Genomic DNA, 26,446 nt, shown 5'->3' with positions numbered 1-26,446 from the left:
CGAAATTGAAGGAGGAACTTCATGAAACTGCGCATTGTACCTATCATGCTGACTGTCGTGATCTCAGCATCGGTCCTCTTTGGCGGTTGGTTTCTGTATCGGCAGATGGCTTTGCAGAATCCGCTCGCAACTGTTGTGTCACAATACGATGGCGTGAAAAGTTCTCATATAGATATTAAACAGGATACCGTGACTTTGAATCTTGATTTGGCTCCGGATGCGAATTTACAAGGTTTGGTTCAGCATATTAAGCAGGAAGGCAAGTCCGTGATCGGGAAGCGGGAATTGAGAATCCAGGTGGAGGACCATTCCTCGGAAGCATTGGATCAATGGTGGGAGCAAGCGATGCTGTCGGTTGCCGAAGCGATGGACAATAAGCAGTATACCGATATTCAATCATCGCTCGAGCAGCTGGCTGCCCAGTCGCCGAATTTGAAAGCAAAAGCAACGATCGATGACACCAATGTCTATGTCAGCTTGTCGGACGGCAAGTCTGGTAAATTTATAATCTTGCCGCGTCAACCTGGCAAAATGGAGGTGTGGAACCATGCCTAAATTAGCAAAAGAAATCATGTTAGGCTTCATTCCGGTTTTGTTGGTATTCCTTGTGTTTGTCGGCGTGAACATCGTGCCTCTCTTAATAGCGGCAGGACTCGTAGGCGGCTTGCTGTTTATAGCCAAGATGAAGGGCGGCATCGCGGTTGGTGCCGGAAATGAGCGAAAGCGGAAGAAGAGCGGGCCGGCCAAGCTGACGTTCGAGGAAATCGGCGGGCAGGATAACGCTAAGCAGGAGCTGCGGGAAGCATTGGATTTTCTGATTCGTCACGAGGATATCAAGAAATTCGGCATACGTCCATTGAAGGGGATTCTTCTAACAGGGCCTCCGGGAACAGGGAAGACCTTGATGGCCAAGGCCGCTGCCCATTATACCGATTCTATATTTGTCGCTGCTTCCGGCAGTGAATTCGTGGAGATGTATGTCGGCGTCGGTGCAGGGCGTATCCGGGATTTGTTCAAGGATGCCCGCAACCGCGCGGCCAAAGAAAACAAGCAAAATGCCATCATCTTCATCGATGAGATCGACGTCATAGGCGGTAAACGCGAAGGCGGCCAACAGCGAGAGTACGATCAAACGCTGAATCAGCTGCTGACCGAAATGGACGGCATCTATTCGCAGGACACGCCTCGCATTCTGGTGATCGCCGCAACGAACCGTAAAGAAATGCTGGACAGCGCGCTGCTGCGTCCAGGACGATTCGACCGCCATATTCAAGTGGATCTGCCTGATAAGAAGGGCCGGACGCATATCTTAAACCTGCATGCGGGCAATAAGCCGCTGCATCAAGATGTCGACCTGGAAAAAATAGCAGAGGAAGCCTATGGCTTCTCGGGTGCACAGCTGGAGAGCGTCATGAACGAAGCCGCCATCTATACGATGCGCGAGAACGAACAATTTATCCATCAGCGTCATCTGTCCATGGCGATTGACAAGGTCATGATGGGCGAGCGTTCCGACCGTGAATCGAATTTGGAGGAGAAAAAGCGTGTTGCCATCCACGAATTGGGACATGCTATCATGGCAGAGCTGGTGCGCCCAGGCAGCGTGAAGCAAGTCGCACTCAGCCCGCGCGGCAAGGCGCTTGGTTATGTTCGCCATAATCCGCAGCAGGAACAGTATTTGTACACAAAAACCTTCCTGGAAGAGCAGATTATGATCGCTCTTGGCGGCGCGGCCGCCGAAGAGATCTATTACGGGGGCCGAAGCACGGGCTCCAGCAATGACTTCGAGCAGTCGCTGAACATCGTGGAGACGATGATGAAGTCGGGTCTGACGTCGCTGGGTATCGTTAACATGAACATGGTTACTACCGAAGAGCTGATGAAAGAGAACAATGTGATATTGGAAGAGCTGATGAATCGCACCAAAACTCTTTTGGAGCAGAAACGGCCGATATTCGACAATTCTCTTGACATCCTGTTGAAGGAAGAAATTCTCTCGGGAGAACAATTTCGTTGTCAATTTCGTGAAAACGCGCTTTTACCAGCATAAATTGTTATGCTGGTTATTTTTTTTTACTTTTTTGTCGTGCTAAGATATTATTATACTTTGTGCTCTAAAATGTATTTTTCGACAAATGGGGTACAATTAAAGTATAGAGATAAGGAAAGGGTGGAGTAGAAACCATGTACTTCAAAAAAATCGGCGTTGTAGGCGGCGGGACCATGGGGCAGGGCATTGCGGAGATGCTGGCAGCCAAGGGCCTTGACGTACTGCTCGTAGAGAAAACTCCAGAGAAACTGGACTATTCATACCGAATGATCGAGACCAGTCTAGATAAACAACTGGAGAAATGGGGAATTACCCAGGCAGAGAAGAAACTGATCCTGAACCGGATTCAAAAAGTAACTCATTTTGCGGAGCTTAGCACCTGCGATATGGTAATTGAGACGATCATAGAGGACTTGGATGCAAAGAAAGAAGTATTTACACAGCTGGATCAGGTTTGTCCAAGCCACGTAATATTAGCAAGTAATACATCCACGCTTAGTTTGACGGAGCTCGCCAGCTCCACCAAATATCCTGAGCGTGTTATTGGCATGCACTTCATACATCCCGTTTCCAAGGTCGACCTCGTTGAAATCATTCGCGGCTTGAAGACTTCAGATCATACGTTTAACGAAACCAAACGCTTTGTTGAGGAAGTTTCGGATAAAAAGGGCATCATGGTCTATGAATCTCCAGGTTTCGTCACCACCCGCATGATCACGCTCATGATCAACGAAGCGATGCATCTCCTGCAAGAAGGCGTAGCCTCCGCGGAAGATATCGACGACGCCATGAGAATCGGATATAACTTCCAGCACGGACCGCTGGAAATGGCCGACCGTTTCGGCCTGGATTCCATTCTCGCCGCGCTGGAGCGCATGTTCCGCGAGTACGGCGAACTGAAATACCGTCCATCGATTGTCTTGAAGAAATTGGTTCGCGCAGGACAACTGGGCGTCAAAACCGGAGAAGGCTTTTTCAAGTACGACAAGGATGGTGACCGGGTATGAATATTCTCGTAATTAATGCAGGCAGTTCTTCGCTGAAGTATCAACTGTACGATATGACGGATGAATCCGTGCTGGCCAAAGGATTGGTTGAACGGATCGGCATGGATTCCTCGATTCTGACGCATAAGCCGACAGGAAAACAGGACGTAACCGAAGTCAGCGAAATTCTGGAGCATACTACCGCGATCCGCAAAGTGCTTGGCATGCTGACAAACGAGGAGCACGGCGTGATCGATTCCATCGAAAGCATTCAGGCCGTAGGGCATCGCGTGGTGCATGGCGGGGAATCTTTTAAAGAGTCCGCTCTCGTAGACAGTGACGCCAAAGCGGAAATCCGCCGCTTGTTCGATCTGGCTCCGCTTCACAATCCGGCCTCGATGATGGGGATCAAAGCCGCAGAAACCAATATGCCTGGCGTTCCGCAGGTCGTTGTGTTTGATACGGCGTTCCATCAGACGATGCCGGAGAAATCGTACCTGTACGCTATTCCGAGAGTACTTTATAATAAGTATAAAGTACGTCGTTACGGAGCGCACGGTACTTCCCATGCCTATGTCAGCCAGGCAGCGGCAGAATTCCTGAACCGTCCGCTGGAGGATCTGAAGATCATTACCTGCCATATCGGGAACGGGGCTTCCCTCACAGCGGTAAAAGGCGGCAAGTCCATCGATACTTCCATGGGCATGACGCCGCTGGAAGGGCTCATGATGGGTACGCGCAGCGGTGATTTGGATCCTGCGATCGTGCCGTTTGTCATGAATAAGGAAGAGCTGACCGTCAACGAAGTGAACTCCATGCTGAACAAGCACAGCGGCTTGCTGGCGATTTCCGGAATCAGCAGCGATATGCGCGAGATCACGGAAGGCATGGAAAAAGGCGATCCGAACTCCACATTAGCTTTTGAAATGTACGAGTATCGTGTCCGTAAATACATCGGTTCTTATGCTGCCGCCATGAATGGCGTGGATGTCATCGTATTTACGGCGGGCGTCGGCGAGAATTCGATCGTTCTTCGTCAAAGAGTGCTTGAGCAGCTTACCTATCTCGGAGTAGAATTGGATGAGGAGCTGAACAGCATTCGATCCGGCGAGCCGCGCCGTATTTCCGCGGCGAACTCGAAGGTTGAGGTACTCGTGATCCCTACCAATGAAGAATTGGTTATCGCGCGGGATACGCATCGTATCGTTCAAGCTTCCAACCGTTAAATAGTAGTGATATAAGGGAGAGATTTATGCATGGCCACCAAAAGTGTGATTCGTAACGTCAACCAGCATGTCGGCGAGACCGTCACGATCGGCGCCTGGATCAACAACAAGCGTTCCAGCGGGAAGATTCAATTCCTGCAGCTTCGCGACGGCTCCGGCTATATCCAGGGCGTTGTAGTGAAGAGCGAAGTATCCGAACAGGTATGGGAAGACGCGAAAAGCCTGACACAAGAGAGCTCTTTATATGTGACGGGTGTTATACGTGAAGAGCCGCGGAGCCAATCGGGTTATGAGATGACGGTTACCGGCATTGAAATTATACATCTTACGGAAAACTATCCGATTACGCCTAAAGAGCACGGTGTCGATTATTTGATGGACCATCGTCATCTGTGGCTTCGTACGCAGAAACAACGTGCGATTATGGTGATCCGTGCAGAAATTATCCGCGCCGTTCAAGAGTACTTTGATACCAACGGCTTTACGCTTGTGGATCCGCCGATTTTGACTCCGACTTCGGCGGAAGGCACAACCAATCTGTTCCACACGAAATATTTTGATGAGGATGCCTATTTGACCCAGAGCGGACAGCTGTACATGGAAGCTGCTGCCATGGCACTCGGCAAGGTATACTCCTTCGGGCCGACATTCCGCGCCGAGAAGTCCAAAACCCGCCGTCACCTCATCGAGTTCTGGATGATTGAGCCGGAGATGGCCTTCACGGACCATGAGGAGAGCCTTCAGGTGCAGGAGCAGTTCATCAGCCATGTGGTGCAATCCGTCGTTAAAAACTGCCGTCAGGAGCTTGAAACGATCGGTCGCGACATTTCGAAGCTGGAGGCGATCCAGGCGCCGTTCCCGCGGATTACGTACGATGAGGCGATTGAATTCCTGCACACGCAGGATTTTGATATTCCTTGGGGCGAGGATTTCGGCGCGCCGCACGAAACGGCCATTGCCGAGAAGTATGACAAGCCGGTCTTCATTACCCATTATCCGGCGGGCATCAAGGCTTTCTACATGAAGCCGGATCCGAATCGTCCGGAGGTCGTGCTGTGCGCGGATATGATCGCGCCGGAAGGTTACGGCGAGATTATCGGAGGATCGCAGCGGATTGACGATCCACAGCTGCTCGAAGAGCGCTTCAAGGAGCATGACCTATCGATGGAAACTTATCAATGGTATATGGATTTGCGTAAATACGGCACCGTGCCTCATTCCGGATTCGGCTTAGGCCTTGAGCGTACCGTTGCGTGGATTTGCGGCTTGGATCATGTTCGTGAAACGATTCCGTTCCCACGGACCCTGTACCGGATGTACCCGTAAGCCGTGAGAGGTGAGTCCATGGACCACGGCAACGCGGATACCGGCATGAACGGTTGGACGGCCGGCGCCGCTGCCGGCATGAGCCAAGGGATGGCGATCATTCCTTATGCCCTGCTCCGGCATTACCGGTCACTTGGTTTAAGCGATCGCGAAGCGATGCTGGTCATCCATTTGATCGGTTATCAGCAGGTAGAGTTTAAGACGTTTCCTTCGCTGGAGGAGCTTGCGGAGGTAACGGGCTCTCCTGCCGCCTTCATCGCTGCAAGCCTGCAGCGCCTGATGAAGGTAGGACTGATCGGCATTGATGAATATGTCGACGAGGGCCAGGGAATACATTATGAGCGGTACAATCTGAACGGATTGTATGAGAAGCTTGCTGCGTGCCTGGCCCAAGAGGGCAGGGACAAAAGCCCTGAAGCAGCCAAGTTTGCTTCACCTCTGTTGAATGCCCGTCCAGCTTCCGGCAAAACAGCTGCATCGGAGAAACCCGCTCCGGAGAAGGAAGAGCGGAATCTGTTCACCATTTTCGAAAAGGAATTCGGACGTCCGCTATCGCCGATGGAGCTGGAGACAATCTCCGGCTGGGTCGACGCGGACCGCTACCCGGACGAGTTGATCCTGTTAGCGCTAAAAGAGGCGGTATTTGCGGGCAAATTGCATTTCCGCTACATTGACCGGATCCTGCTCGAATGGAGCCGCAACCGGGTGCGTACCGCACAGGATGCCAAAGCCTATACGCAGAAATTCAGAAATATCGGAAGATAGCTCAGAAGCACGTCCATGAAGGACGTGCTTTTTTTGTATGCGATGGAAATATTCCGTTACCAAGCGTTTTGACTCATGATGGAAAATGCGGTCTTATACGAATAAAATTTGCAAAATGCAGAAACTAGCTGTCCCTTTTTTCCCCTGTCATGTGTTATAAATCATGAGGGCACCTTCAGTGATGATTTGCTGATGAGAGGAGGGAGTAACGAAAGTGAGCATTCAACCGACGAAGCCAGAGATGAAGGAATTGGACATCGAGGTAATCATAGAACGGGTGTTAAACGGGGATCGGCAAGCTTTTGTACATATCGTTGAAGCGTTTCAACAGCAGATTTTCATGTATTGCTGGAGACTGCTGAACCAGCGGCAGGATGCGGAGGATGCCGTACAGGAAATCATGGTGAAGGCTTATCAGAAACTCGAGACGTATAAGCCAGAGACCTCATTTTCTGCTTGGCTGTATAAGATGGCTTATCACCATTGTCTGAATATGCTGCGAAGGAAACGGTATTTTCAGAATATCGTTCCTAAACTGAGAGCGGATAAGGAGCATGTCGCAAGCGCGGAGCAGGAAGCTCAGAAATATATCATCAGCGAGCCGATGGAACGCGCTCTTCGCAGACTGTCCCCCGATGAGAGGAACTTGCTTATTCTCCGGATATTTGAAGAAAAGAGCTTTGCGGAAATCGGACTAATTCTAGATAAAACCAAGGATACGGTCAAAAAACGCTACAGTCGACTGATCCAAAAGTTAAAAAAGTGGATGCATGATCGAGAGGGGGAACCGCGATGGAATTTCAACGAGATGACGTGGAGGAAAAGCTGAGGGAGCAACGTACGAAGAGCCGTTATGTCATTGATGTCAGGGATGCGGTAATGGAACGGATTGCTTCACTTCCGGCCAAAAAACGCAAGCCGAGTTTGTATAGAAGACCGCTCGTGATGGCCGCCTCGCTGCTGCTGGTGACTTCGCTGTCCGTCACGGTGTATGCCGCAGCCGAACTGGTACAGATCCGCAGCAAAGAGGGAAAAGTGGTGCTGGAGACCAAAGCGGAACCCGAGGACTCTAAGGAATTACAAGCAAAGCAGGACCGATTGTATTCGCTCGATACGCCTTCCCGAAGTTTAGCCTTTCGCTCGGCCCTTCCCGGTCAAGCCATCGCTTACTATATCCATAACCAAGAGATCAATGATTTGAAGAGAGAGATTCATGGAAAGGAAACCTTACTCGAATTTCACGCAGGTTCGTTACATTTGGGGGATCTGGGTGTATTTCGAGAGGAAGCCGGCAAGCGCGGAATGCCTGATATCCATATTCCCACCCGGATATTAAATGAATATTCGTTTCATGAAGGAACCCTTTCCTTTATCCCCGACCTTTCTGATTTGTTTCAGGAGGGAGAACCGACAAAAGCTTATTACGATATTCAAAATGAGTTGATTCGGAAGGCGGAAGCATCGACGGGAAGTAAAAGTGTTTTCGTTAAGGAGATAAAACCGCCCAGCGCGGGCTCGATTTCGCTATCCTACGTAAAAGGCAGCGACATGGAAACCTCGATCAGTGTAATAGCAACCAAGCGAAGCGCCATGAACTCCAAGCAGGAGATTCATTATACCGATAAAGACCATGTCGAAAAGGTTCTGGCAGGTGGCCATGAGATGATATACGTTCAATACGCGGACGCCTATTTTAATCAGGGCCTGGCTTGGGTGGATGAGGCCCAAGATCTTTATTACCATATCGCATTGAACAGCAAAGCGAAGCTAACAAAAGAGAACATGATAGAAATCGCAGAGCGCTTTATTAACTAACGACATGTACATGTCCCAAAGGTTTTGTGAAACCTAAGCCCTTGGGACTTTCTTTATGCAGCCGGCCGGGTCCAGCGGCCGTTTCAGGTCCTGATTAGCAGGAGAACCCCTCCGAATTAGCGAATGCATATAGTTGCAGCATCGGCCGGAGGGGGAGATGGAGATGAGATACAAGGCCATTTTTTTTGATCTGGACAACACGTTGCTAGACTACAGCCAGAGCGAAAAGAAATGCATGCAGCAGGCGCTGGAGTTATACCGTCTGCATGAGGATTTGACGTGGGATGAGTTCTGGGGGACATTCGGACCGATCAATTTTAATTACTGGATGAACCGAGTTCAGCATAATCACGACATTAGGCAGGTGTTGGAGCATTCCTTCACGGACACGTTCCTTGGATTGAAGCGGGAATTTAACCAGTGCCGGGAGATCTCGGAAACATACTGGGGGTTATTTTGCAGTTCCCCCCATTTGGAGCCGCATGCCGATCTTATACTGGAACACCTGCACGGCAATTTTGCGCTCGGCGTGATCTCCAACGGCATTGGTGAAGCACAGCGCAAACGTCTTGCGGCAGGAGGCTTGTTTCATTATTTTGATTCCTTCATCATTTCGGATGAAGTAAAGTACTGGAAGCCGGATCCGCATATCTTTGAGCTTGCTTTGCAGGAATTAGCGGTTGACTCAAGCGAGGTGCTGTACATAGGGGATTCGCTTACGGATGATTATGAAGGAGCAGCGAATGCAGGAATTGACTTTTGTTATTATAATCGCCGGGGCGCCCCTTTAAGCGACCGTCATCGGCCTGCTTATACAATCAAGGATCTTATGGAGCTTAAGGATCTGACTTAGGAATCATGAAAGAAGGAGAATGATCGAATTGAAATACAAACATATTCTATTTGATTTGGACGGAACCCTGACCGATCCGCGCGAAGGCATCACGAAAGCTGTGAGGCACGCACTCGGTCAGCAAGGGATTATCGTCAACGATCTTTCCGAGCTGGAATGTTTTATCGGTCCCCCGCTCCAGGAGACCTTCACCGAAAAGTACCATTTCAGCGAGGCCGAGGCTTGGGAAGCAATTCTCAGCTATCGCGAATATTTCAAGGACACCGGCCTGTATGAAAATGAAGTATATGTCGGCATTCGCGATGTATTGGATTTACTGTTATCGCAAGGGCGACAGTTGTATGTCGCTACCTCCAAGCCTGCGGTTTTTGCGGAAACGATACTTGAGCATTTCCAGCTGTCCGCTTATTTTACCATGGTGTGCGGAAGCGAACTGGACGGCACCCGGTCCGCCAAAACCGAAATCATTCAGCATGTTCTGGATACCTGCCGCATTGATGCTTCGGAAGCCGTCATGATCGGAGATCGGATGCATGATTTAATAGGAGCACGGAATTGCGGGATACACAGCATGGCTGCAGGTTACGGCTATGGTTCGGAGGAAGAGCTGACGGCATGCCAGCCGACCTATTTCTTCAAAACGGTGGAGGAGATGCTCCGGTCGTTTGCAAGCTTAGCGGTTTAGGATCTCCTGCCGATGAGACGGAGGCTTCGATTTTTCGCCTAACATCGGTTATAATGGTCATAACCAGTCGGAATGTCATAATTTGTGAAGGGAGGGGTATGATCATGATCATGATGGGAAGATTGACGATGAGCTCTATGCAAAGTCTATATGATGAACAACGGCGGTTGTTTGCATGGAGCGATGAGAAAGTTACCGCCTGATTACCTCGCGTAGAGAGGGCCGTTTATCTATTGGACTTTGCATCCTTAAAACCTTTATTTTAATTTTAAGGAGCAGAGCTACCATGAAATATATAAACGCGGATATTATACTTCCCGAGGAATTGCTGAAGGAAGTGCAAAAATATGTACAGGGCGGGATGGTATACATCCCGAAACCCGAAGGATTGCGCAAGAAATGGGGAGAAAACTCGGGCAGCCGGGTGTATTTGAAAAAAAGAAACCTGGAAATCCGGCAGCTGTTTGCTTCAGGCGCCACGATTGACCAGCTTTCTTCTCAGTATTGTTTATCCTGCGATTCCATCAAAAAAATCGTGTATACCAAAAACAAGTAAAAGCAAGTCACATTGGAACTGATTCTGATGTGGCTTTTTTCTTGTGTAAAAAGCGGGTCGAATCAGGTATCATGAAATGAAAAGACGATGTGTGGGATGGGAGAGAAAAGTTTGTCCGTAAGGAAACGCTCAAGTGACTTTACAGTTTGCTTCATGCTTCTGGCTGTGGCTATTATTGGGGTTCAGCTAATTTCATTTCCGATGGTTTTTATATGGGGGGCCGTTTTGACTCTGGCTTATATCGCGTGCAGGAGGGTCAGTCTGTTCAACCCTTCGAAACGGATAAGCGATACAGCCATGCTGGCGCTGAACATGATCATGGGGTACATCCTTTATCGTACCTTTGGTGAAATCATACAGAATGGGTTGGCCGATCACGAAACCTGGGGAATTATTCTATCGAGGCTGGGCCTGATTCTGTTCGTGATGCCCTTTGCCCTCGCGGCAATGCGGACGAGAGAAAAACCGCTTTATCTTGCCATAGGCAACTGGAGGTCAACGATTTATTTTCCATGGATATTCAAGGGCCCGCTCAAGGACCCGATCTGGCGGTTTATGCTGATATTCCTGGTTATGGTTTGTGCCGTATTTTCATTTTTTATGGACTGGGGACAGCCTGAACTCCTGGCTCTTGCCGGTTATGCCCTTTCTTTTGCGCTGATCAATGCAGTGCTGGAGGAGCTGTTATGGCGGGGTTACATACTTAGTCATTTTGCAAGTCGGTTTGGGGAGCTGAAAGGGCTTGTCATCGCCGGAGTTACCTTTGGTTTATACCATTACCACCTCGGTTTTTCATGGCCCGTTTGCCTGTTGTTTTCCATCTTTGGTATCATGATGGGGGGCGTAGCTATTCGTTCGAAAGGATTGGCTCCCGTCATGGTCATGCATTTTGCGATGAACGTTCTATTCGTCCTTAGCGGTATGATTCTGTAACCTTCCTAAGGGCGTCGATAGACGTTCTTTTTTGTTTTGGCCGGTACGGGCAAACTATGGGACAAGCTGTGTTGGTCTTTTTTTTAGATTCATCCATATTTTTTTTGAAAAAGTGCAGGGGCAGCTCATAAAGCTGACGTCTATGTATTTGGGAAGGAGGGGAGAGTTATTGATGCAGAAACGTTAATCGCGCGCATCCTGCAAGGTGAGCAAGAAGCCTTTCGGGAACTGGTGAACCAATACAGCCAGCACGTGTTCCATACGGCATATTCGGTCCTGCGGGATGCCAAGGAAGCGGAGGATGCGTCGCAGGAAGTGTTCATACAAGTATACAAAGCTCTCCCCCAGTACAGATCTGAAGGTTTTAAGACCTGGATTACCCGCATCGCCTTGAACAAAGCGATTGACATGAAGAGGAAGCTTTCCCGTAAACCGCCGGAGCAGCTGCCCGGCGAACATGAAGAAGTGCTGGATAAACTCCCTTCCCGGGACGAGGATGTGGCTTCTCTGCTCATACATAAGGAGAGAAGAGAGGAACTTCGAGAGAAAATTGAAGCATTGCCGGACAATCACCGCGCCATTATTAAGGCTTTTTATTTGGAAGAGAAAAACTACGAACAAATCGCAGCCGAGCTGAATATCACGGTCAAGACGGTTGAATCGAAATTATACCGGGCCAGACAATGGATTCGGAAATCGTGGAAGGAGGAGGAGTGGAAATGAACGCCAAGGATCACGAACTCAAGCTGCTGACCGAACGTTATGTTAGAGGGGAAGGCTCGCCCGAAGAACGAACTTCTTATGAAGAGCTCATGCTAACGGATGACGGCGTGCTGGAGATCTATATGCAGGTTCTGTCGGAGCTTGATGCCGAACTTCCCGGTATGGCAGATCCGAAAGCATTTGCCGAACAGGTGGTGGAACATGAACAGATTAAGCCTTACACCCCGAAAGCACCGCTGCGGATTCAGGAACGGCCCAAGCGCTGGTACGAACGCGCCATCGTCCATTATGCCATAGCGGCGTCCATTACGATGCTGTTCCTCTTCACCGGGGCATTCGACCGGCTGCTTCCCAGTGAGATTAGCGGTCAGGTCCCTTTATCCGATACGCCTTCCTATAGTGAGCAATGGGTGGAAAAAACAACGGGCTGGCTGGACCGGCTATTATCCAGATAAGAAAAATGAAAGGAAGATGCTTAGTGCAACCGCAACGAAGTAAAGGTTTTGCCTTTATACTCAATATCCTTCCGGGTCTCGGCCATTATTATTGGGGGAGGAAGGGACGGGCGCTGTTATATCCGCTGCTGTTCTTCGGAAGCCTGTTCGGCGGGATTTTGCTTGGAATCATGTCGGCTTCCGACGCAGTATTTGCGCTGGGACTTCTCGGTGCTTTAATGATCTGGGGGATCAGCATGCTCGATCTGCTCATTGCGTTGATCCGTTATACCCCCGTCACGATTATTCATGATGAATTCGGGCGGCCGATGGAGATTCGCCAGGACAAGAGCGATGAATCCGAGCGCTTTTATACCATCCTGCTGTCCTTCATTCCCGGCCTTGGCCATTTTCAACTGGGCTTGATGCAGCGCGGGCTGTCATTCCTGATCGCCTTTTTCGGACTTGGAACGATTCTGGTGTTCCTGACGGGGTTGACTCATGAATCGGTGTTCCTGCTGTTTTTGGGCATGCTGCCGATCATATGGCTTTATTGCATGTTTGACGTGGTACAGCTGGTTCACCGAAAGCAAGCCGGGGACCTGCTCATAGACCGCACGCTGTTTGATGAGCTGGAGAGCGGCCGGGAGAGCGGGCGCCGCAGCAAAGTGTTTGCCACCTTGCTATCGGCGTTTCCCGGAGCGGGTCAAATGTATTTGGGTTTGCAAAAACGCGGACTGCAACTCATGGTTCTATTTCTTGGCAGCATCTATGTACTGGATGTGCTTAAGCTCTCGGTATTCCTGTTTTTGATCCCGTTGATCTGGTTTTATGCCTTTTTCGATGGTTTGCAGCAAGTCAGCCGCTATGGCCGGGAGCCGCTCCGGGATCGGCCGATCATCTCGGGCCTTGGAAATCAGCAGCGCTGGCTCGGGCTTGGCCTGCTCATCCTTGGCATCTATTTCGTATTTACGAGCATAGTGATGCCTTATGTTGAAACGCTGTTTCCGGATTTGCACCTGGATTACCGGATCCGAACCTACATGAAAACCGTGATCGTAGCGGTGCTTCTCATCGGAGGAGGAATCAAGCTGATGACAGGCTCGAAGAAGGATTCACGGAGTGGAAATCGTCCATTTTATGATTCCGACAACGATTGAAATGTCTGATCATCACCTGAATGATTCCAACCGATGATCTAGCGTGCTCAAATCAACCAGTAATGATGAACGAGACATGGGGGAGATATTGTGGCCAAGAATCTGTATTATTTGTTGTATATTGCTCTGTTTGTTGGGACCTGTTTGTTTGTCGTCAATGCCTACTCCTCGCCGGATCCGGTACCGTCGCCTTCGATCTCTTTATCGGAGCAGGATCAGAATCGGCTATGATTCACCTAGCGTTTAGCGTTCCAAAGAAAAAACCTGTAAAACGATTGTGATCGTTTTACAGGTTTTTTAGCTTTCGTTCAACGAGAATATAAATCAGGATAAAAACGATGACGGTCGAAATCACGGTCGTCATGAAATGGCCGGTAAGCCTGGCGATCAACAGCAGGATGACTCCGAAAATCATCAGCAGCAAGCTGACGTAGGCGTTGGCAACTTTAAAATTCCGTTCATTTTTGAGTGAAGACGTCGTTTTGTAAGCATAAAAACTTGTGGAGCTTTTAGGCGGAATCAAAAAGAGGACCAACCCGTACAAAATAAACACGACGCCGATGGCTAAGCTTTCAAGCACCCTACACACTCCTCTGGAAGGATAAGCCGGATGCACCCCGAACCGAAGCGTTCGGATTTCAGGGTGCCAGGACCTGTCGCGCGGGATATCCGGCTGATTAAGCTCAATCCCCGCAAGGCTAAAATCACTTGGAACCGGCTGCATTCAGAAGCAAACGGCGGTAGGAATATTCGAATATAAACTCAAAGGCCTCCAGATGTTTTTTGGCTTCGAACGCATTTTTGCCCCAGGCATAGATGCCGTGGTTACGCAGCAAAATGCCGGGTACCGCCGGATCGAGCGCGCCGGGAACGAGCTCTGCAATCCGCGGAATGTCCGCATAGTTCGGCAGGATCGGAATGCGGATCGCCGCGTCCTCTTCCCAAATGTTAAAGGCTTTGATCAGCTCGATTCCTTGGGCAGGCACGTAACCTTGTTCACCATACCAATCGCTGATCAGGTTGTTGTCGATGGTGTGCACATGGAAAATGGCGCCGCAGCCGGTTTTCCGGTAGATTTCACAGTGGATTAAAGTTTCCGCGCTGGGCTTTAAGCCGGTTGCTTCGCAAGGGACACCGTTCTGGTCCACAAAGAGATAATCCTCCGGCGTATGTACGGATTTGTCTTTTCCGCTGGCCGTGACGGCAAAATAAAACTGCTCCGGATGGAATTCGCCAACACGGACGGAAAGATTGCCGCTGGTACCCGGGAACCAGTTTCTGGATGCAAACAGTTCCTTGATTCCTCTAAGTTCCTGCAGCGCAGCCTGCTTCTGTTCGAGCTGGATATCTGAAAATGCCACTTACAGCACCTCCTGCGTAAACTTGTCTTTCATGTCGTTCTGAATATCGGTAAATGTCTCGAATGGTACATGAAACACGCCAAGCTTCTTGCACTGCTCGGTGAGCGTGGAGCGGGAATAGACCAGGTCGGCCTGCTTGGCGCCTTCAAAATCGGTAAGGCTATCACCGATGAGAATCCGGTAATATCGGTCGGCTGGAAAACGGTCCATCACCGTAACCTTGCACATGCCGCAGTCGTTATGGCAGGATTCCTTGCAAGGATGCGGCCAGGTAATCTCAATGCGATCCCCTTCGAAATCGGCTCCGTTGCAGAAGATATGGTCCGCCGGAATGCCAAAGGGCTTCAGCAGAGGATCGACAAAGAAATCGATGCCGCCGCTTGTGACATAGAACTCGATCTGCTCGGATTTCAAATAGTCAAGGAACGCTGCGAAGCCTTCCCGTATCCCGGCATGGCTCAGCACATACTCGGTAATTTCTTCTCTCATGGAGGAAGGGAAGAGCGCGAACATGCGGCCAACGCCTTCCCGAATTGAAATGGTGCGGTCAACCGTATCCTGCATGATCGGCTCGAAGCCTTCCGGTTTGAAGTGTTTCATGATGGCAACGATGTTATCGTTGTTCGTGATCGTTCCGTCGAAATCGCAAAAAATAATCGGCTGTTTTGCTCCTGATGTCATGCTTCTCCTCCCCAGATGTCCAGTGCGGCTTTCAGTTCTTCGTGCTCTTCGGCATAGTGGGCAAGCGGCACGGATTTCATCGTTGCCTCAATCGCCTGTACAAAGGCTTTGCCGCCCGCTTCGGTTCCCATCGGATGACCGTGGATTCCGCCGCCTGCGTTAACGACCACATCGGTGCCGAAATCCCGGATGATGCGCGGAACGAGTCCCGGATGAATTCCCGCGGACGGTACCGGCATGCTTCGCTTCACGCCAAGCTTAGCGCTATGCAGCTCGTCGCGAATGGCGAGATTCTCTTCCCTCGGCATCGTGACGGAGCCGTAAGGAGAAGGGAAGAGCACCAGATCGGCTCCGGCGATCCGCATCAGCTGGCCGAGCAGCACAGGTGCCGCAATCCCATAGTGCGGAGAAGGATAGATGGCGCCGGCAAGCGCTGGGTGAGCCGCGATGGGTACCGTAATCTCCGGATCGCTGCTCAGCTCTTGCAGGACGTCATACCCGTAGGACAGCACATTGAAGAGCAGGGCATTGGCGCCTGCATCGATCGCGCGCAATGCTTGCTCGCGCAGCTGCGATGTACGGCCGGTCAAATTGGCCGCGTACAGCAGTTTTTTGCCCGTCTGCTGTTCGACGTCCGCAGCGGCCTGAATGCACATGCTGACCCGTTTTTCAATCGGGGTGAGGTCGTTCTCGAACAGGATTTCGTCATCCTTGATCAGATCCACGCCGCCGAGCGCCTGGCGGATAAATTGGGCTCTGAGCTCGTCCGCATTCAGTCCGATCACCGATTTGAAGATGCTCATGAGCAGCGGACGGTCATGGACGCCGAGAAGGCTTCGGATGCCGTCGATGCCATGCTTCGGTCCGGGAAATGCACTCAGGAAGTCGGGAGACAGATCCAGGGACGTCAGCTTGATGCGCCCGTCCATGGAGATTTTGCCGAACACGGTCACCAGCAGGGCAGGAATATCCCGGCTAAAATTGATGTCCGGGTAAGCGATGCTGACATCCGCATAACGGCTGCCCGGCTCCCAGCCCTCGTGAACCTGAATGTCAACGACCTCGCCAAGATGTTTCTGCATGGCTTCGCGTTTGGCCTGCGGCAGCTCGGTCCAGCTGCCAACCGTCATGCCAACGGCGATGGAGGTCGCTTTCTTACGGAAATCCGCCTGGTCGTCATAAATTCGGTACGTTGCAATACAGCGGCTCATGAGATCTGCTCCTTCAGCATGGCGCCCATTTCTTTGGAGCGCTCAGCGCAGCGGTTTACGGCGGCAATGACCGTTTCGAAGAAATCGCCTTTGTCGAGCGTTTCCAGGGCAGCTTGCGTCGATCCGTTCGGCGATGTAATCTTCGCGCGCAGCGACGACGGCTGTTCCCCGGTCTGCTGGACCATGCGGGCGGCACCCAAAATGGTTTGAAGCGTCAGCTCGCGGCTTTGCTCCGGCGTCAGGCCGCCGCGGATTCCCGCTGCGGTCATGGCTTCCATCATGTAATAGAAGTAAGCCGGGCCGCTGCCGGATATCCCGGTCAGGATGTCCATCTTCTCTTCTTCGATGACCGTCACGTGGCCAACTGCCTCGAACAAAGTCAGCACGAGCTGACGCTGTTCTTCGCTGATTTCCTTCGAGAACGCAATGCCCGTGGAACCAAGCCCGATCGAAGCGGATGTATTCGGCATCGTTCTAGCGATGGGCTGCTGGTTTCCCAGCAGCGTCTGCGTCGTATAAATCGAAAGTCCAGCGATCACGGAGATGATCAATTGGTCGCTGGAGAGCTTGGGTCCCAGTTCTTTCAGCGCTTTGGCGGCATCCTTCGGTTTCATGGCCAGCACGATCACCGGCGAGGTTTTCAAAATTTCGATTTTGGCGGCCTCGTCGTTGTTGATCTGGACGCCGTACCGTTCGCTCAGTTCCAGAAGGCGCTGGGCGTTGCTACGGTTCAGCATCGTAATATTCTCGGGAAGCACGACAGAACGGCTCACTAATCCTCGTACGATCGCTTCGGCCATCGAGCCTGCGCCGTAGAAGGTGATTGCTTTATCTATTAAAGGTCGGTTCTGCGGGGATTGGCACATCGTTTTGTTCCTCCTTCAAGGCTTGGGATGAATGATTTATTCGCGTATTTGACCACTACCGATAATAACATATTTGGAGGAAGTAAGCGCGGGTAACCCCATAGGTCCCCGGGCATGCAGCTTCTGGGTGCTGATCCCGATTTCGGCGCCGAAGCCGAATTCAAAGCCGTCGGTGAAGCGGGTCGAAGCGTTATGATAGACAGCCGCTGCGTCTACTTCCTGCAGGAAACGCTCCGCATGATCCTCGTTCTCCGTTACGATGCATTCGGAATGCTTCGTGCCATATACCGAAATGTGCTCGATGGCTTCATCCAAGCGGTCCACGATTTTAATGTTCAAAATATAGTCGTTATACTCTGTCGCGTAATCCTCGGACGTTGCGACGGCAGCCCAAGGAATATATTCCAGGGTTCGCTCGCATCCGCGCAGCTCGACGTTACGCTCACGGAAAACTTCGGCCAGCGAAGTCAGGTGCGATTTGGCATACTCCGCATGGACGAGCAGGGTTTCCATGGAATTGCAGACCGAAGGACGCTGCACCTTGGCATTGATGCTGATGGCGGCGGCCATGTCCGGCCGTGCCGATGCGTCCAGGTACGTATGGCATATGCCCGCCCCGGTTTCGATGACCGGCACGGTGGCGTTCATCACGACGTTCTGGATCAGGGAGCTGCCGCCGCGCGGGATGATGACATCCAGCAGTCCGTTCAGTTTCAGCATTTCATCCACGGAGGAGCGGTTCGGGTCCTCGATAAGCTGAAGCGCTTCTTTAGGCAGCGCAGTGCGTTCCATAGCTTCGTGAAGCACTTCGATGATTTTGCGGTTGGAGGAGAGGGCGGATGATCCGCCCCGCAGGACGACCGCATTGCCCGTCTTCAAGCACAGCCCGGCGGCATCGACCGTCACATTGGGACGTGCTTCATATATGATGCCGATCACGCCAAGGGGAACACGTTTCTTCACGATGTTCAGTCCGTTCGGACGATCGATCGTTTCCAAGGTGTCGCCGATCGGGTCCGGCAGCTCCACGATTTGGCGCAACCCTTCGGCAATGCCCTCGATTCTGGCTTCGTTCAGTGCCAGCCGATCCAGCAGGGAAGCAGAGGTGCCAAGCTCCTTCCCGCGCCGAAGATCCTCTGCGTTGGCTTCCATGATATCTGCCGTCCGCTGGATCAGGGCGTCGGCCATGATCAGCAGCGCCTGGTTTTTCTCCTCCGTGCTCAGTCTGCCAAGACGAAATGCAGCCTGCTTGGCGAGCTGAGCTTTATTGCGTACCTCACTCATAATGATTCCTCCTTCGTATAGGTGATTAAAAGAAATAACTTCGGAATGCGATACGGACTATTTTAACGTAATCCATTCATCGCGGTGAATAACCTCGAGCCGATGGATTTCGCCGATAATACCGATGACTTGGCTGCTCGGCAATCCGAGCACGGCCTGCAGCTGGTCCTCGTCGTAATTGACGATGCCTCTGCCGAGCCTTACGTTGTCCATATTGACGACTTCCACCACATCGCCTGCATGGAAACTGCCTTCGATCCGTTTAACGCCAACGGGAAGGAGGCTGTGCCCCCCGTGGATCAGCGCCTTCTCGGCACCGGGATCGACTACGATCCGACCCAGCGGCGAGGACATAAAGCCGAGCCATTGCTTTTTCACAGGCAGGGCCGACAGGTGAGTGGCAAAATACGTACCTTTGCCGCTGTGCCCCAATGCTTTCACCAGATCGCCGGGCTCGTTGGCTTTGCCGATGAATACGGGAACGCCGCCGCGGGTGGCGATTTTGGCGGCATCGATTTTCGAGCGCATGCCGCCGGTTCCGACGCTGGAGCCGGCCCCTCCCGCCATGCTGTAAATTTCATCGGTAATGTCATGAATTTCCTCGTATTTCTTGGCATCCGGCGACTTGCGCGGATCGGCCGTGTATAAGCCGTCCGTATCGGTCAGGATGATTAATTGCTGAGCACGGACCAGGTTGGCGACTAGTGCGGATAACGTATCGTTATCGCCGAATTTCAGCTCGTCAATCGAAACCGTGTCGTTCTCGTTAATGATGGGGATGACGCCTTGCTTCAAAAGCTCCGTAATCGTCATGCTGGCGTTGTTCATGCGTTTGCGGTTCGCAAAGTCCATTCTCGTCAACAGAATCTGGGCCGCTTTCAGTTGATGGGAGGCCAGCGCATTCTGGTAAGCCCGCATGAGCAGCGCTTGGCCCAATGCAGCGGATGCTTGCTTCTCATGGAGCAGCTTGGGCCTCGTCTCGTACCCGATCTCCCTAAACCCTGCTGCGACGGCTCCGGAGGTCACGAGGAGAACTTCATGGCCGGCCTCGCGGAGCCCGGCAAGTTCCCCGGCAAAAAACGCGACCGAATCCAGATTAAGTCCGCCTTCGTCTGTCGTTAGGGAGCTGCTTCCAATCTTTACGACGATGCGCGAGAGCATCGTGATCACTTCCTTGTATTTATGATGGTAGGAACGGCTGTTACGAATCCATTTCCCTGAAAATAAAAAAACTTTCGTCCTGTATGAGAAAGGACGAAAGTTGGACTTCCGCGGTACCACCTTTATTGATGAGCGCAGCTCATCCGGCTTTGGCCCTGTAACAGAAGGCGCTGTCCTGGCAAGCCAGGCCGCTCGGGGGTAGGATTCGGAAAGGGGTCACGGCAAATTCTTTCAGCCCATGGAATTTGCTCTCTGATCATCGTGCCGCATGCTTTCGTACTGGTCCCGTCTTTGCGTTTGGGAAACTGCATTCGATTGTTATTGCAAGAATAGCACATCGTTTTTGATTTTTCAAAAGGAATTAGGTTAGACGAACAGGTTCAGCTTGCCGATCCGGTAGGCGGCTTCCCGCATTCGTTCCTCGCTGCTTAACAGGCCGACGCGGACATACCCCTCGCCGTGATCCCCAAAGCCTACACCAGGCGCGACGGCCACCTTGGCCTCCTCCAGCAGCAAGTCGGCAAAGGATACCGAGGTGTATCCCTTCGGCACGGGCAGCCAGCTAAAGAAGGACCCGGCCGGTTTCGGGGCCTGCCACCCGATTTCGGACAGGGCGCCGAAGAAGGCATCCCTTCTCGACTGGTAGCGCGACACCAGTTGGTCGACGCAGTCCTGCGACGAGGTGAGAGCCGCAGCAGCAGCCGCTTGGATGCCGCCGAACAGGCTGACATAGATATGGTCCTGCAGCATATTGATCAGCGAGATGATGTTTCGGTTCCCCAGGGCGAAGCCGACGCGCCATCCTGCCATATTGTAAGTTTTGGAGAGGGTGTAGAATTCCACGCCCACCTCCTTGGCGCCTTCCGCTTGCAGGAAGCTGACCGGACGGTCTCCGTCAAAACCGATCGCCCCATATGCAAAGTCACTGGCTACCACGATCCCGTGTTCGGCGGCGAATGCCACCGTATCCTCGTAGAAGGATAAAGGAGCGACGGCGGATGTCGGGTTGTTCGGGTAATTCAGGAACATCAGCTTCGCTTTTTCCCGGTCTGCAGGCGATATAGCGCCATAGTCGGGAAGGAAGCGGTTATCTGCGGTTAACGGCATGAACTTCATTTGCGCGCGGGCGAGAGCAACGCCTGACCAGTAATCCGGGTAACCCGGGTCCGGGACAAGACAGACATCCCCTGGATTCAGGAGGATTTGCGGCAGCTGCACCAGCCCGGTTTTTCCCCCGAACAGAATGGCGACTTCCGTTTCCGGATCCAGATCGACGTTATAGTCCTCCTTGTATCGATGCGCGATGGCTTCCTTCAGAAAGGAAAAGCCGGTAAAAGGCGAATATTTGTGAAACTGCGGATTGTCGGCCGCATCCTTTAGGCTCGATACGATATGAGGCGGCGTGGGCTGATCGGGATTTCCCTGCCCGAGATTGATTACATCATGCCCTTGAGACACTTGGCGGTTTACCTTGGAGACCAGGGTCGCGAAAAATTGCGTAGGCAGCTGGGCCATGATCTCGGCCGGCTCTATGTGGAAAACGTCTGGCTTTTTGTTCATTGCAGGTTCATCACTCCGTTATCTGATTACACTCTAAATACGTCTATAATGGAAAACAATTAGGATTAATTTAACACGATTTATCAGGGGTGTATAGAGGGAAATGGGGCTAGGGTGTTGCAGCAGCGGCGCTGGAGAGGCTATGATGATGACATATAAGAGAAGGTTGAATCCTGGAAGAAGAGCCGGCCCATGCGTTTCATGATCGCATGGAGGCCGCCCTTGGATTCAACTCAAACAACGGGAGGCTGCAAGATGACTGGAGAAACAAAGGCTCAGCTTCATATCGCACTTATTCAAGCTGACATTGAAATAGGCAACGTCCAGGCCAACATGGATAACATGCTCGCCATGATGGAGAAGGCGGCAGCGGCGAACCATAAGCCGGACGTGATCGTGCTGCCGGAGATGTGGAACACCGGATATGCGCTGGACCGGATCCAAGAGCTCGCCGACCCTATGGGGCAAGAAACCTCTTCGATGCTGAGCGAGTTTGCTCGAAAGCACCGCATCCAAGTCGTCGGCGGTTCCGTAGCCGAACGGATCGAAGACCGGATTTATAACAGCATGTACGTATTTAACCGGAACGGGGAGCAGATCGCCAAATATTCCAAAATCCATTTGTTCCGCCTGATGGACGAAGAGAAGTTCCTGCAAGCCGGACAGCATACCGTAACCTTTGATCTGGAAGAAATGAAGGCGGGCGCGTCGATCTGTTACGATATCCGGTTCCCGGAATTGTCCCGCACCCTCGCGCTCAGCGGCGCTCAAGTGCTGTTCGTGCCTGCGGAATGGCCCCATCCGAGGCTGCATCATTGGAGAACGCTGCTCATCGCCAGGGCGATCGAGAACCAAATGTATGTCGTTGCCTGCAATCGCGTAGGAACCAGCGGCGAAACGGACTTTTTCGGTCATTCCTTGATCATTGACCCATGGGGCGAGATCATCGCCGAAGGGGATGAGCGGGAAACGATCGTGACAGGCATGCTGGATTGCAAGCTCACGGATGAAGTGAGAGGACGCATACCGGTTTTTGAGGACCGTCGGCCTCATTTGTATGTCCAATAGAACATGTAAGATCCAAACCTCCAATATGAAGTTTCATCTGGGCAGCGGCGGGTATACTATGGGTAATCCGTCTGAGAGGAGGCTTTGAATCATGGCAGAGAACAACCAATTCGACAGCCGAAACAATGAACAGGAACAAGAACAGAAAGAGCAGTTCCGCAATTTTGTTGAGAGCGTAGCCGGAGGCGGGAACGGGAAAAACGAATCGATTCAGGATCAGTCCCGTACCGCGGACGAACAGAACCGAATGATCGACCAGCATAATTTGCGCAAATAGGGTTCGGTTTATGATGATCATGGGTAATCTTTTGGCTTTCAGGTAAAAAAGAAAAAGAGGCACAGCCGTTTGTCGTTCGACGATGGCTGTGCCTCTTTGCTTATTATTCGTTTTAAACTGCATCCATTTGCGATTATTTATCTTGAACGCCTTCTACCACAAGCTTGTCCATGACCTGCTTGAACGTGTCGATGAACGCATCCGCCGCTTTGGACAAATACCGGCCGTTTCGGTAAGCGACGACCAGCGTGCGGCTCGGCACCGGATCCGCGAGCGGCAGATATACCGGAATAAACTCGCTGCGTTTCGCACGGGCAATGAACCGGGGAACCAGCGTGATCCCCATCCCGGTAGCGACCAGAGACTGGAGGGTCTCGATGTTGCTGCTCTCGAATACAACGTTCGGCTCGAAGCCGGCCTCCCGGCATATATCGAAGGTTAGCTTCCGGAAGCCCTGACCCTTCTTGAGCACGACAAACGCTTCGTTCCGGATTTCGTCGATCGTAATGGGGCGTACGGGATCGGAGGCCGCCCGCAGCGCAAGCGGGTGCTGGGGAGGAACCGCCAAATCGATCATTTCCTCGCCGATCGGAATCCAGGACAGGGACGGCTCCGCCAGGGGCAGCGCAAGCAGGCTGAGATCCGCCTTGCCGCTGGCCGTCAGCTTCTCCAGATTCATGGAGGAGTCCTCCAAAAGGGTGATTTCGATATCCGGATATCCTTTTTTGAAAGCAGGCAAAACTCGGGGCAGCAGATGAGAGCCGGTTATCGGCATGCTGCCGACGACGACTTTCCCCTTGCGTAGTTGAGAGATGTCCGACATCTCCTGTTTCAGCTGCTCGACGGCGTCCATGATCTTCTGCGCATGCTCGACAAAGCTGGCACCGGCATGGGTAAGCTCGACGTTGCTCGTATTGCGCTGGAACAGCAGCACCCCGAGCTCTTTCTCCAGCTTGGAGAGCTGCTGGCTCAGGGAAGGCTGGGCGATATGAAGCTTCTCCGCGGCGCGCGAAAAGTTTTTGTCCGCCGCGATTTGCAGCGTATATTGCAGTTGTCTCAATTCCATGTAAGCATCACTCCGTTATAGCTGAATCCTATTACATCTATAGATATTATATCTTGGAACAATGAAGAAGGAAATGATATATTACTATCAACGTAAAGGTGATGCGTTGCAGGCCTTCCCAATAGGGATAAGGGACTCAAGCAATTATCTTCTCATGGACGTAAAGAACAATGGGGTGATTATGATGAGTAAGAAGACAATGTTCGAAAAAATTTGGGATAACCACGTGATTCATCAGGAAGAAGGCAAGCCGAGTATTTTGTATATCGACCTGCATTTGGTCCACGAGGTGACTTCCCCTCAGGCATTCGAAGGTCTGCGTCTCAGCGGCCGCAAAGTTCGCCGCCCGGAACTTACCTTCGCCACGATGGATCACAACGTACCAACGAAAGACCGTTTTAACATCACGGATCCGATTTCGAAGCAGCAAATCGACACCCTGACCAAGAACTGTCAGGATTTTGGCGTTACCCTGTATGATCTGGACACGATTGACCAAGGCGTAGTGCACGTTATGGGCCCTGAACTTGGCTTGACGCATCCCGGCAAAACGATTGTGTGCGGCGACAGCCACACATCCACTCACGGCGCATTCGGTGCGCTGGCGTTCGGTATCGGTACGAGCGAGGTTGAGCACGTCCTGGCAACCCAATGTTTGCAGCAGGCTAAAGCGAAAACCATGGAAGTTCGTTTTGTTGGCCGCCGCAATCCGGGCGTAACGGCGAAGGACATGATCCTTGGCGTCATTGCGAAGTACGGAACCGATTTTGCAACAGGCTATGTCATCGAATATACGGGCGAAGCCATCCGCGAGTTGTCGATGGAAGAGCGTATGACGGTGTGCAACATGTCCATTGAAGGCGGAGCCAGAGCGGGCATGATCGCTCCGGATGAAACGACGTTTGAATATTTGCGCGGACGTCAATATGTTCCGCAGGGCGAAGCTTTTGATGCCGCTGTAGCAGCTTGGAAAGAGCTTGTGACAGACGAAGGCGCCGAGTTCGACGTGGTGGTTGAATTCGACGTGGAAACGCTGATCCCTCAAGTAACCTGGGGAACGAGCCCGGGAATGGGTACCGACATTTCCTCGACGGTTCCTAACCCTGCAGACTTCAAGACCGAGAACGAGCGCAAGGCAGCGGAGAAGGCGCTGGAATACATGGCGCTTGTGCCAGGGACTCCGATGTCCGAGATTCCGATCGACTATGTCTTCATCGGTTCTTGCACGAATGGACGCATCGAGGATTTGCGGGCAGCAGCAGCTGTAGCGAAGGGACATAAAGTGTCCAGCAATGTGACCGCCATCGTCGTTCCGGGATCGGGCCGAGTGAAGATTCAGGCCGAAAAAGAAGGGCTCGACAAAATTTTCGTCGAGGCAGGTTTCGAATGGCGCGAAGCAGGCTGCAGTATGTGCCTTGCGATGAATCCGGATGTACTGAAGCCTGGACAGCGCTGCGCTTCCACATCCAACCGGAACTTCGAAGGTCGCCAGGGCCGCGGGGGCAGAACGCATCTCGTATCGCCGGCAATGGCAGCGGCAGCTGCGGTTAAAGGACGCTTCGTGGATGTACGTGATTGGAACTTTGCAGCCGAAGAAGTTGTGAGCTAAGAAGGACGGAGGAGAAGTTTATGCAAGCATTTACGAAATTAAACGGTATTGTCGCACCTGTCGACCGGGTGAATGTAGATACGGACGCAATTATTCCTAAACAGTTTTTGAAACGGATTGAACGCACGGGATTTGGACAGTTTCTGTTTTACGAGTGGCGGTTTGATGAAGAGGGAGGCAACATCGACAGCTTCTCGCTGAACCAGCCTCGCTACCAGGGTTCGACCATCCTGATCTCGCGTGCCAACTTTGGCTGCGGATCTTCCCGCGAGCATGCGCCTTGGGCGATTCTCGACTACGGGTTCCGCGTGGTCATCGCTCCATCGTTTGCTGATATTTTCTACAACAACTGCTTCAAGAACGGAATTCTGCCGATCAAATTGTCGGAGGAGCAGGTCGAAGAGCTGTTCCAGCGGACGGAATCGAACGAAGGCTATAAACTGAACGTGGATCTGGAGAACAAAACGATTACCGATGATCAGGGATTGCACATCGACTTTGACCTCGACGAGCACCGCCGTCAATTCCTGCTTCAAGGATTGGACGATATCGGTTTGACGCTGCAGCATGAAAGTGCAATCGATGCTTACGAGAAAAAACATGGGGAGCGCTTGTTCGCCTAATTTCGCAATCAGGCTTCAAAAGTTTACAAGATTATTAAACTTCCATTTCCTGTGTAGGAAATGGAAGTTTTTTTTGGTATTATGGAATTAATATGCAGAAGCAGCCAAGATAGATCTACGTTTGATGTCAGTATTTGTCCGGAAGCATGCATACGGGAATACTGATT

At 51.8% G+C, this 26,446-nt stretch carries 29 protein-coding genes; 20 read left to right on the top strand and 9 right to left on the bottom strand.

Annotation, left to right across the window (positions count from 1 at the left end):
• Positions 1-21: 21 nt before the first annotated feature.
• The 16 genes from JNUCC32_RS14140 to JNUCC32_RS14065 all read left to right on the top strand — a co-directional run bounded on the left by JNUCC32_RS14140 (position 22) and on the right by JNUCC32_RS14065 (position 13,743).
• Positions 22-555 carry a hypothetical protein gene (locus JNUCC32_RS14140; protein WP_009595224.1) on the top strand — a complete coding sequence of 178 codons (534 nt, stop codon included), beginning with the start codon at positions 22-24 and terminating at the stop codon, positions 553-555.
• Complete coding sequence (locus JNUCC32_RS14135; protein ID WP_015734565.1) at positions 548-2,050, top strand: AAA family ATPase; 1,503 nt, start codon at positions 548-550, stop codon at positions 2,048-2,050. The genes JNUCC32_RS14140 and JNUCC32_RS14135 overlap by 8 nt, the downstream gene beginning before the upstream one ends.
• Positions 2,051-2,184: 134 nt before the next feature.
• A complete protein-coding gene (locus JNUCC32_RS14130; protein WP_036665598.1) occupies positions 2,185-3,057 on the top strand; it encodes a 3-hydroxyacyl-CoA dehydrogenase family protein in 873 nt (290 codons plus the stop codon).
• A complete protein-coding gene (locus JNUCC32_RS14125) occupies positions 3,054-4,262 on the top strand; it encodes an acetate/propionate family kinase (RefSeq protein WP_015734567.1) in 1,209 nt (402 codons plus the stop codon). The genes JNUCC32_RS14130 and JNUCC32_RS14125 overlap by 4 nt, the downstream gene beginning before the upstream one ends.
• Before the next feature lie 30 nt (positions 4,263-4,292).
• Complete coding sequence (asnS, locus tag JNUCC32_RS14120; RefSeq protein ID WP_009595170.1) at positions 4,293-5,588, top strand: asparagine--tRNA ligase; 1,296 nt, start codon at positions 4,293-4,295, stop codon at positions 5,586-5,588.
• A gap of 18 nt (positions 5,589-5,606) precedes the next feature.
• Complete coding sequence (locus tag JNUCC32_RS14115) at positions 5,607-6,353, top strand: DnaD domain-containing protein (protein WP_009595106.1); 747 nt, start codon at positions 5,607-5,609, stop codon at positions 6,351-6,353.
• Positions 6,354-6,567: 214 nt separating this feature from the next.
• Entirely contained in the window at positions 6,568-7,182 is a 615-nt protein-coding gene (locus JNUCC32_RS14110) for an RNA polymerase sigma factor (RefSeq protein ID WP_192572458.1), read from the top strand.
• Positions 7,146-8,168: a DUF4367 domain-containing protein gene (locus JNUCC32_RS14105; protein WP_192572457.1), complete on the top strand. Its 1,023-nt coding sequence runs from the start codon at positions 7,146-7,148 to the stop codon at positions 8,166-8,168. Before JNUCC32_RS14110 ends, JNUCC32_RS14105 begins: the two co-directional genes overlap by 37 nt.
• Before the next feature lie 163 nt (positions 8,169-8,331).
• A complete protein-coding gene (locus JNUCC32_RS14100; protein WP_228468962.1) occupies positions 8,332-9,021 on the top strand; it encodes an HAD family hydrolase in 690 nt (229 codons plus the stop codon).
• 19 nt (positions 9,022-9,040) lie between these two features.
• Positions 9,041-9,706, top strand: coding sequence for an HAD family hydrolase (locus JNUCC32_RS14095; protein WP_213577804.1), 666 nt, complete (start codon positions 9,041-9,043; stop codon positions 9,704-9,706).
• 286 nt (positions 9,707-9,992) lie between these two features.
• On the top strand, positions 9,993-10,262 hold the full coding sequence (locus JNUCC32_RS14090) for a CD3324 family protein (protein ID WP_009595112.1): 270 nt from the start codon (positions 9,993-9,995) through the stop codon (positions 10,260-10,262).
• Positions 10,263-10,487: 225 nt separating this feature from the next.
• On the top strand, positions 10,488-11,195 hold the full coding sequence (locus JNUCC32_RS14085) for a CPBP family intramembrane glutamic endopeptidase (RefSeq protein ID WP_228468961.1): 708 nt from the start codon (positions 10,488-10,490) through the stop codon (positions 11,193-11,195).
• A 231-nt stretch (positions 11,196-11,426) separates the two neighbouring features.
• Entirely contained in the window at positions 11,427-11,918 is a 492-nt protein-coding gene (locus JNUCC32_RS14080; protein WP_267132972.1) for an RNA polymerase sigma factor, read from the top strand.
• Positions 11,915-12,373, top strand: a complete 459-nt coding sequence (locus JNUCC32_RS14075) for a hypothetical protein (protein WP_192572454.1) — start codon at positions 11,915-11,917, stop codon at positions 12,371-12,373. The genes JNUCC32_RS14080 and JNUCC32_RS14075 overlap by 4 nt, the downstream gene beginning before the upstream one ends.
• 23 nt (positions 12,374-12,396) lie before the next feature.
• Positions 12,397-13,512, top strand: coding sequence for a hypothetical protein (locus JNUCC32_RS14070; protein WP_192572453.1), 1,116 nt, complete (start codon positions 12,397-12,399; stop codon positions 13,510-13,512).
• A 90-nt stretch (positions 13,513-13,602) separates the two neighbouring features.
• Positions 13,603-13,743, top strand: a complete 141-nt coding sequence (locus JNUCC32_RS14065) for a hypothetical protein (RefSeq protein ID WP_009595238.1) — start codon at positions 13,603-13,605, stop codon at positions 13,741-13,743.
• A 55-nt stretch (positions 13,744-13,798) separates the two neighbouring features.
• On the opposite strand, the gene JNUCC32_RS14060 is transcribed toward JNUCC32_RS14065, so the two are convergent.
• From JNUCC32_RS14060 to JNUCC32_RS14025, 8 genes are all read right to left on the bottom strand, one after another.
• Positions 13,799-14,092 (bottom strand): SdpI family protein, encoded by a 294-nt coding sequence (locus JNUCC32_RS14060; protein WP_015734579.1) that lies wholly within the window; start codon positions 14,090-14,092, stop codon positions 13,799-13,801.
• A 124-nt stretch (positions 14,093-14,216) separates the two neighbouring features.
• Positions 14,217-14,873, bottom strand: coding sequence for a methylthioribulose 1-phosphate dehydratase (locus JNUCC32_RS14055; RefSeq protein WP_009595132.1), 657 nt, complete (start codon positions 14,871-14,873; stop codon positions 14,217-14,219).
• The gene (locus tag JNUCC32_RS14050) at positions 14,874-15,554 is read right to left on the bottom strand and encodes a 2-hydroxy-3-keto-5-methylthiopentenyl-1-phosphate phosphatase (RefSeq protein ID WP_096773310.1); all 681 of its coding nucleotides are present in this window, start codon (positions 15,552-15,554) and stop codon (positions 14,874-14,876) included.
• Positions 15,551-16,765, bottom strand: coding sequence for a 2,3-diketo-5-methylthiopentyl-1-phosphate enolase (locus JNUCC32_RS14045; RefSeq protein ID WP_192572452.1), 1,215 nt, complete (start codon positions 16,763-16,765; stop codon positions 15,551-15,553). Before JNUCC32_RS14045 ends, JNUCC32_RS14050 begins: the two co-directional genes overlap by 4 nt.
• Positions 16,762-17,631, bottom strand: coding sequence for a pyrroline-5-carboxylate reductase (gene proC, locus JNUCC32_RS14040; protein ID WP_015734583.1), 870 nt, complete (start codon positions 17,629-17,631; stop codon positions 16,762-16,764). Before proC ends, JNUCC32_RS14045 begins: the two co-directional genes overlap by 4 nt.
• Positions 17,632-17,667: 36 nt before the next feature.
• Positions 17,668-18,915, bottom strand: coding sequence for a glutamate-5-semialdehyde dehydrogenase (locus tag JNUCC32_RS14035; RefSeq protein ID WP_096773311.1), 1,248 nt, complete (start codon positions 18,913-18,915; stop codon positions 17,668-17,670).
• A gap of 57 nt (positions 18,916-18,972) precedes the next feature.
• A complete protein-coding gene (gene proB / locus JNUCC32_RS14030) occupies positions 18,973-20,076 on the bottom strand; it encodes a glutamate 5-kinase (protein ID WP_228468960.1) in 1,104 nt (367 codons plus the stop codon).
• 366 nt (positions 20,077-20,442) lie between these two features.
• Positions 20,443-21,636, bottom strand: a complete 1,194-nt coding sequence (locus tag JNUCC32_RS14025) for a pyridoxal phosphate-dependent aminotransferase (RefSeq protein ID WP_192572450.1) — start codon at positions 21,634-21,636, stop codon at positions 20,443-20,445.
• A 255-nt stretch (positions 21,637-21,891) separates the two neighbouring features.
• Between JNUCC32_RS14025 and JNUCC32_RS14020 the strand changes: the two genes are divergently transcribed.
• On the top strand, positions 21,892-22,704 hold the full coding sequence (locus JNUCC32_RS14020; protein ID WP_192572449.1) for a carbon-nitrogen family hydrolase: 813 nt from the start codon (positions 21,892-21,894) through the stop codon (positions 22,702-22,704).
• A gap of 91 nt (positions 22,705-22,795) precedes the next feature.
• Positions 22,796-22,981: a hypothetical protein gene (locus JNUCC32_RS14015; RefSeq protein WP_009595149.1), complete on the top strand. Its 186-nt coding sequence runs from the start codon at positions 22,796-22,798 to the stop codon at positions 22,979-22,981.
• 133 nt (positions 22,982-23,114) lie between these two features.
• Here JNUCC32_RS14015 and JNUCC32_RS14010 read toward each other — a convergent pair whose 3' ends face one another.
• Positions 23,115-24,047, bottom strand: coding sequence for a LysR family transcriptional regulator (locus tag JNUCC32_RS14010; protein ID WP_015734588.1), 933 nt, complete (start codon positions 24,045-24,047; stop codon positions 23,115-23,117).
• 184 nt (positions 24,048-24,231) lie between these two features.
• On the opposite strand from JNUCC32_RS14010, the gene leuC reads away from it, so the two are divergent.
• Entirely contained in the window at positions 24,232-25,656 is a 1,425-nt protein-coding gene (gene leuC / locus JNUCC32_RS14005) for a 3-isopropylmalate dehydratase large subunit (protein WP_192572448.1), read from the top strand.
• A gap of 20 nt (positions 25,657-25,676) precedes the next feature.
• The gene (gene leuD, locus JNUCC32_RS14000; protein WP_015734590.1) at positions 25,677-26,279 is read left to right on the top strand and encodes a 3-isopropylmalate dehydratase small subunit; all 603 of its coding nucleotides are present in this window, start codon (positions 25,677-25,679) and stop codon (positions 26,277-26,279) included.
• Positions 26,280-26,446: the final 167 nt, after the last annotated feature.

Origin of the sequence: Paenibacillus sp. JNUCC32 (assembly GCF_014863545.1) — a bacterium.
Lineage (GTDB): Bacteria > Bacillota > Bacilli > Paenibacillales > Paenibacillaceae > Paenibacillus_AQ > Paenibacillus_AQ lautus_A.
Note: the sequence above shows the minus strand (reverse complement) of the source record. Positions and strands in the feature narration are given on the sequence as shown.

Coding starts and splice junctions, on each gene's coding strand:
- JNUCC32_RS14140 (WP_009595224.1), top strand. CDS start 22: ATGAAACTGCGCATTGTACCTATCATGCTGACTGTCGTGATCTCAGCA.
- JNUCC32_RS14135 (WP_015734565.1), top strand. CDS start 548: ATGCCTAAATTAGCAAAAGAAATCATGTTAGGCTTCATTCCGGTTTTG.
- JNUCC32_RS14130 (WP_036665598.1), top strand. CDS start 2,185: ATGTACTTCAAAAAAATCGGCGTTGTAGGCGGCGGGACCATGGGGCAG.
- JNUCC32_RS14125 (WP_015734567.1), top strand. CDS start 3,054: ATGAATATTCTCGTAATTAATGCAGGCAGTTCTTCGCTGAAGTATCAA.
- asnS (WP_009595170.1), top strand. CDS start 4,293: ATGGCCACCAAAAGTGTGATTCGTAACGTCAACCAGCATGTCGGCGAG.
- JNUCC32_RS14115 (WP_009595106.1), top strand. CDS start 5,607: ATGGACCACGGCAACGCGGATACCGGCATGAACGGTTGGACGGCCGGC.
- JNUCC32_RS14105 (WP_192572457.1), top strand. CDS start 7,146: ATGGAATTTCAACGAGATGACGTGGAGGAAAAGCTGAGGGAGCAACGT.
- JNUCC32_RS14100 (WP_228468962.1), top strand. CDS start 8,332: ATGAGATACAAGGCCATTTTTTTTGATCTGGACAACACGTTGCTAGAC.
- JNUCC32_RS14095 (WP_213577804.1), top strand. CDS start 9,041: ATGATCGAATTGAAATACAAACATATTCTATTTGATTTGGACGGAACC.
- JNUCC32_RS14090 (WP_009595112.1), top strand. CDS start 9,993: ATGAAATATATAAACGCGGATATTATACTTCCCGAGGAATTGCTGAAG.
- JNUCC32_RS14075 (WP_192572454.1), top strand. CDS start 11,915: ATGAACGCCAAGGATCACGAACTCAAGCTGCTGACCGAACGTTATGTT.
- JNUCC32_RS14050 (WP_096773310.1), bottom strand. CDS start 15,554: ATGACATCAGGAGCAAAACAGCCGATTATTTTTTGCGATTTCGACGGA.
- JNUCC32_RS14045 (WP_192572452.1), bottom strand. CDS start 16,765: ATGAGCCGCTGTATTGCAACGTACCGAATTTATGACGACCAGGCGGAT.
- proC (WP_015734583.1), bottom strand. CDS start 17,631: ATGTGCCAATCCCCGCAGAACCGACCTTTAATAGATAAAGCAATCACC.
- JNUCC32_RS14035 (WP_096773311.1), bottom strand. CDS start 18,915: ATGAGTGAGGTACGCAATAAAGCTCAGCTCGCCAAGCAGGCTGCATTT.
- proB (WP_228468960.1), bottom strand. CDS start 20,076: ATGCTCTCGCGCATCGTCGTAAAGATTGGAAGCAGCTCCCTAACGACA.
- JNUCC32_RS14025 (WP_192572450.1), bottom strand. CDS start 21,636: ATGAACAAAAAGCCAGACGTTTTCCACATAGAGCCGGCCGAGATCATG.
- JNUCC32_RS14020 (WP_192572449.1), top strand. CDS start 21,892: ATGACTGGAGAAACAAAGGCTCAGCTTCATATCGCACTTATTCAAGCT.
- JNUCC32_RS14015 (WP_009595149.1), top strand. CDS start 22,796: ATGGCAGAGAACAACCAATTCGACAGCCGAAACAATGAACAGGAACAA.
- JNUCC32_RS14010 (WP_015734588.1), bottom strand. CDS start 24,047: ATGGAATTGAGACAACTGCAATATACGCTGCAAATCGCGGCGGACAAA.
- leuC (WP_192572448.1), top strand. CDS start 24,232: ATGAGTAAGAAGACAATGTTCGAAAAAATTTGGGATAACCACGTGATT.
- leuD (WP_015734590.1), top strand. CDS start 25,677: ATGCAAGCATTTACGAAATTAAACGGTATTGTCGCACCTGTCGACCGG.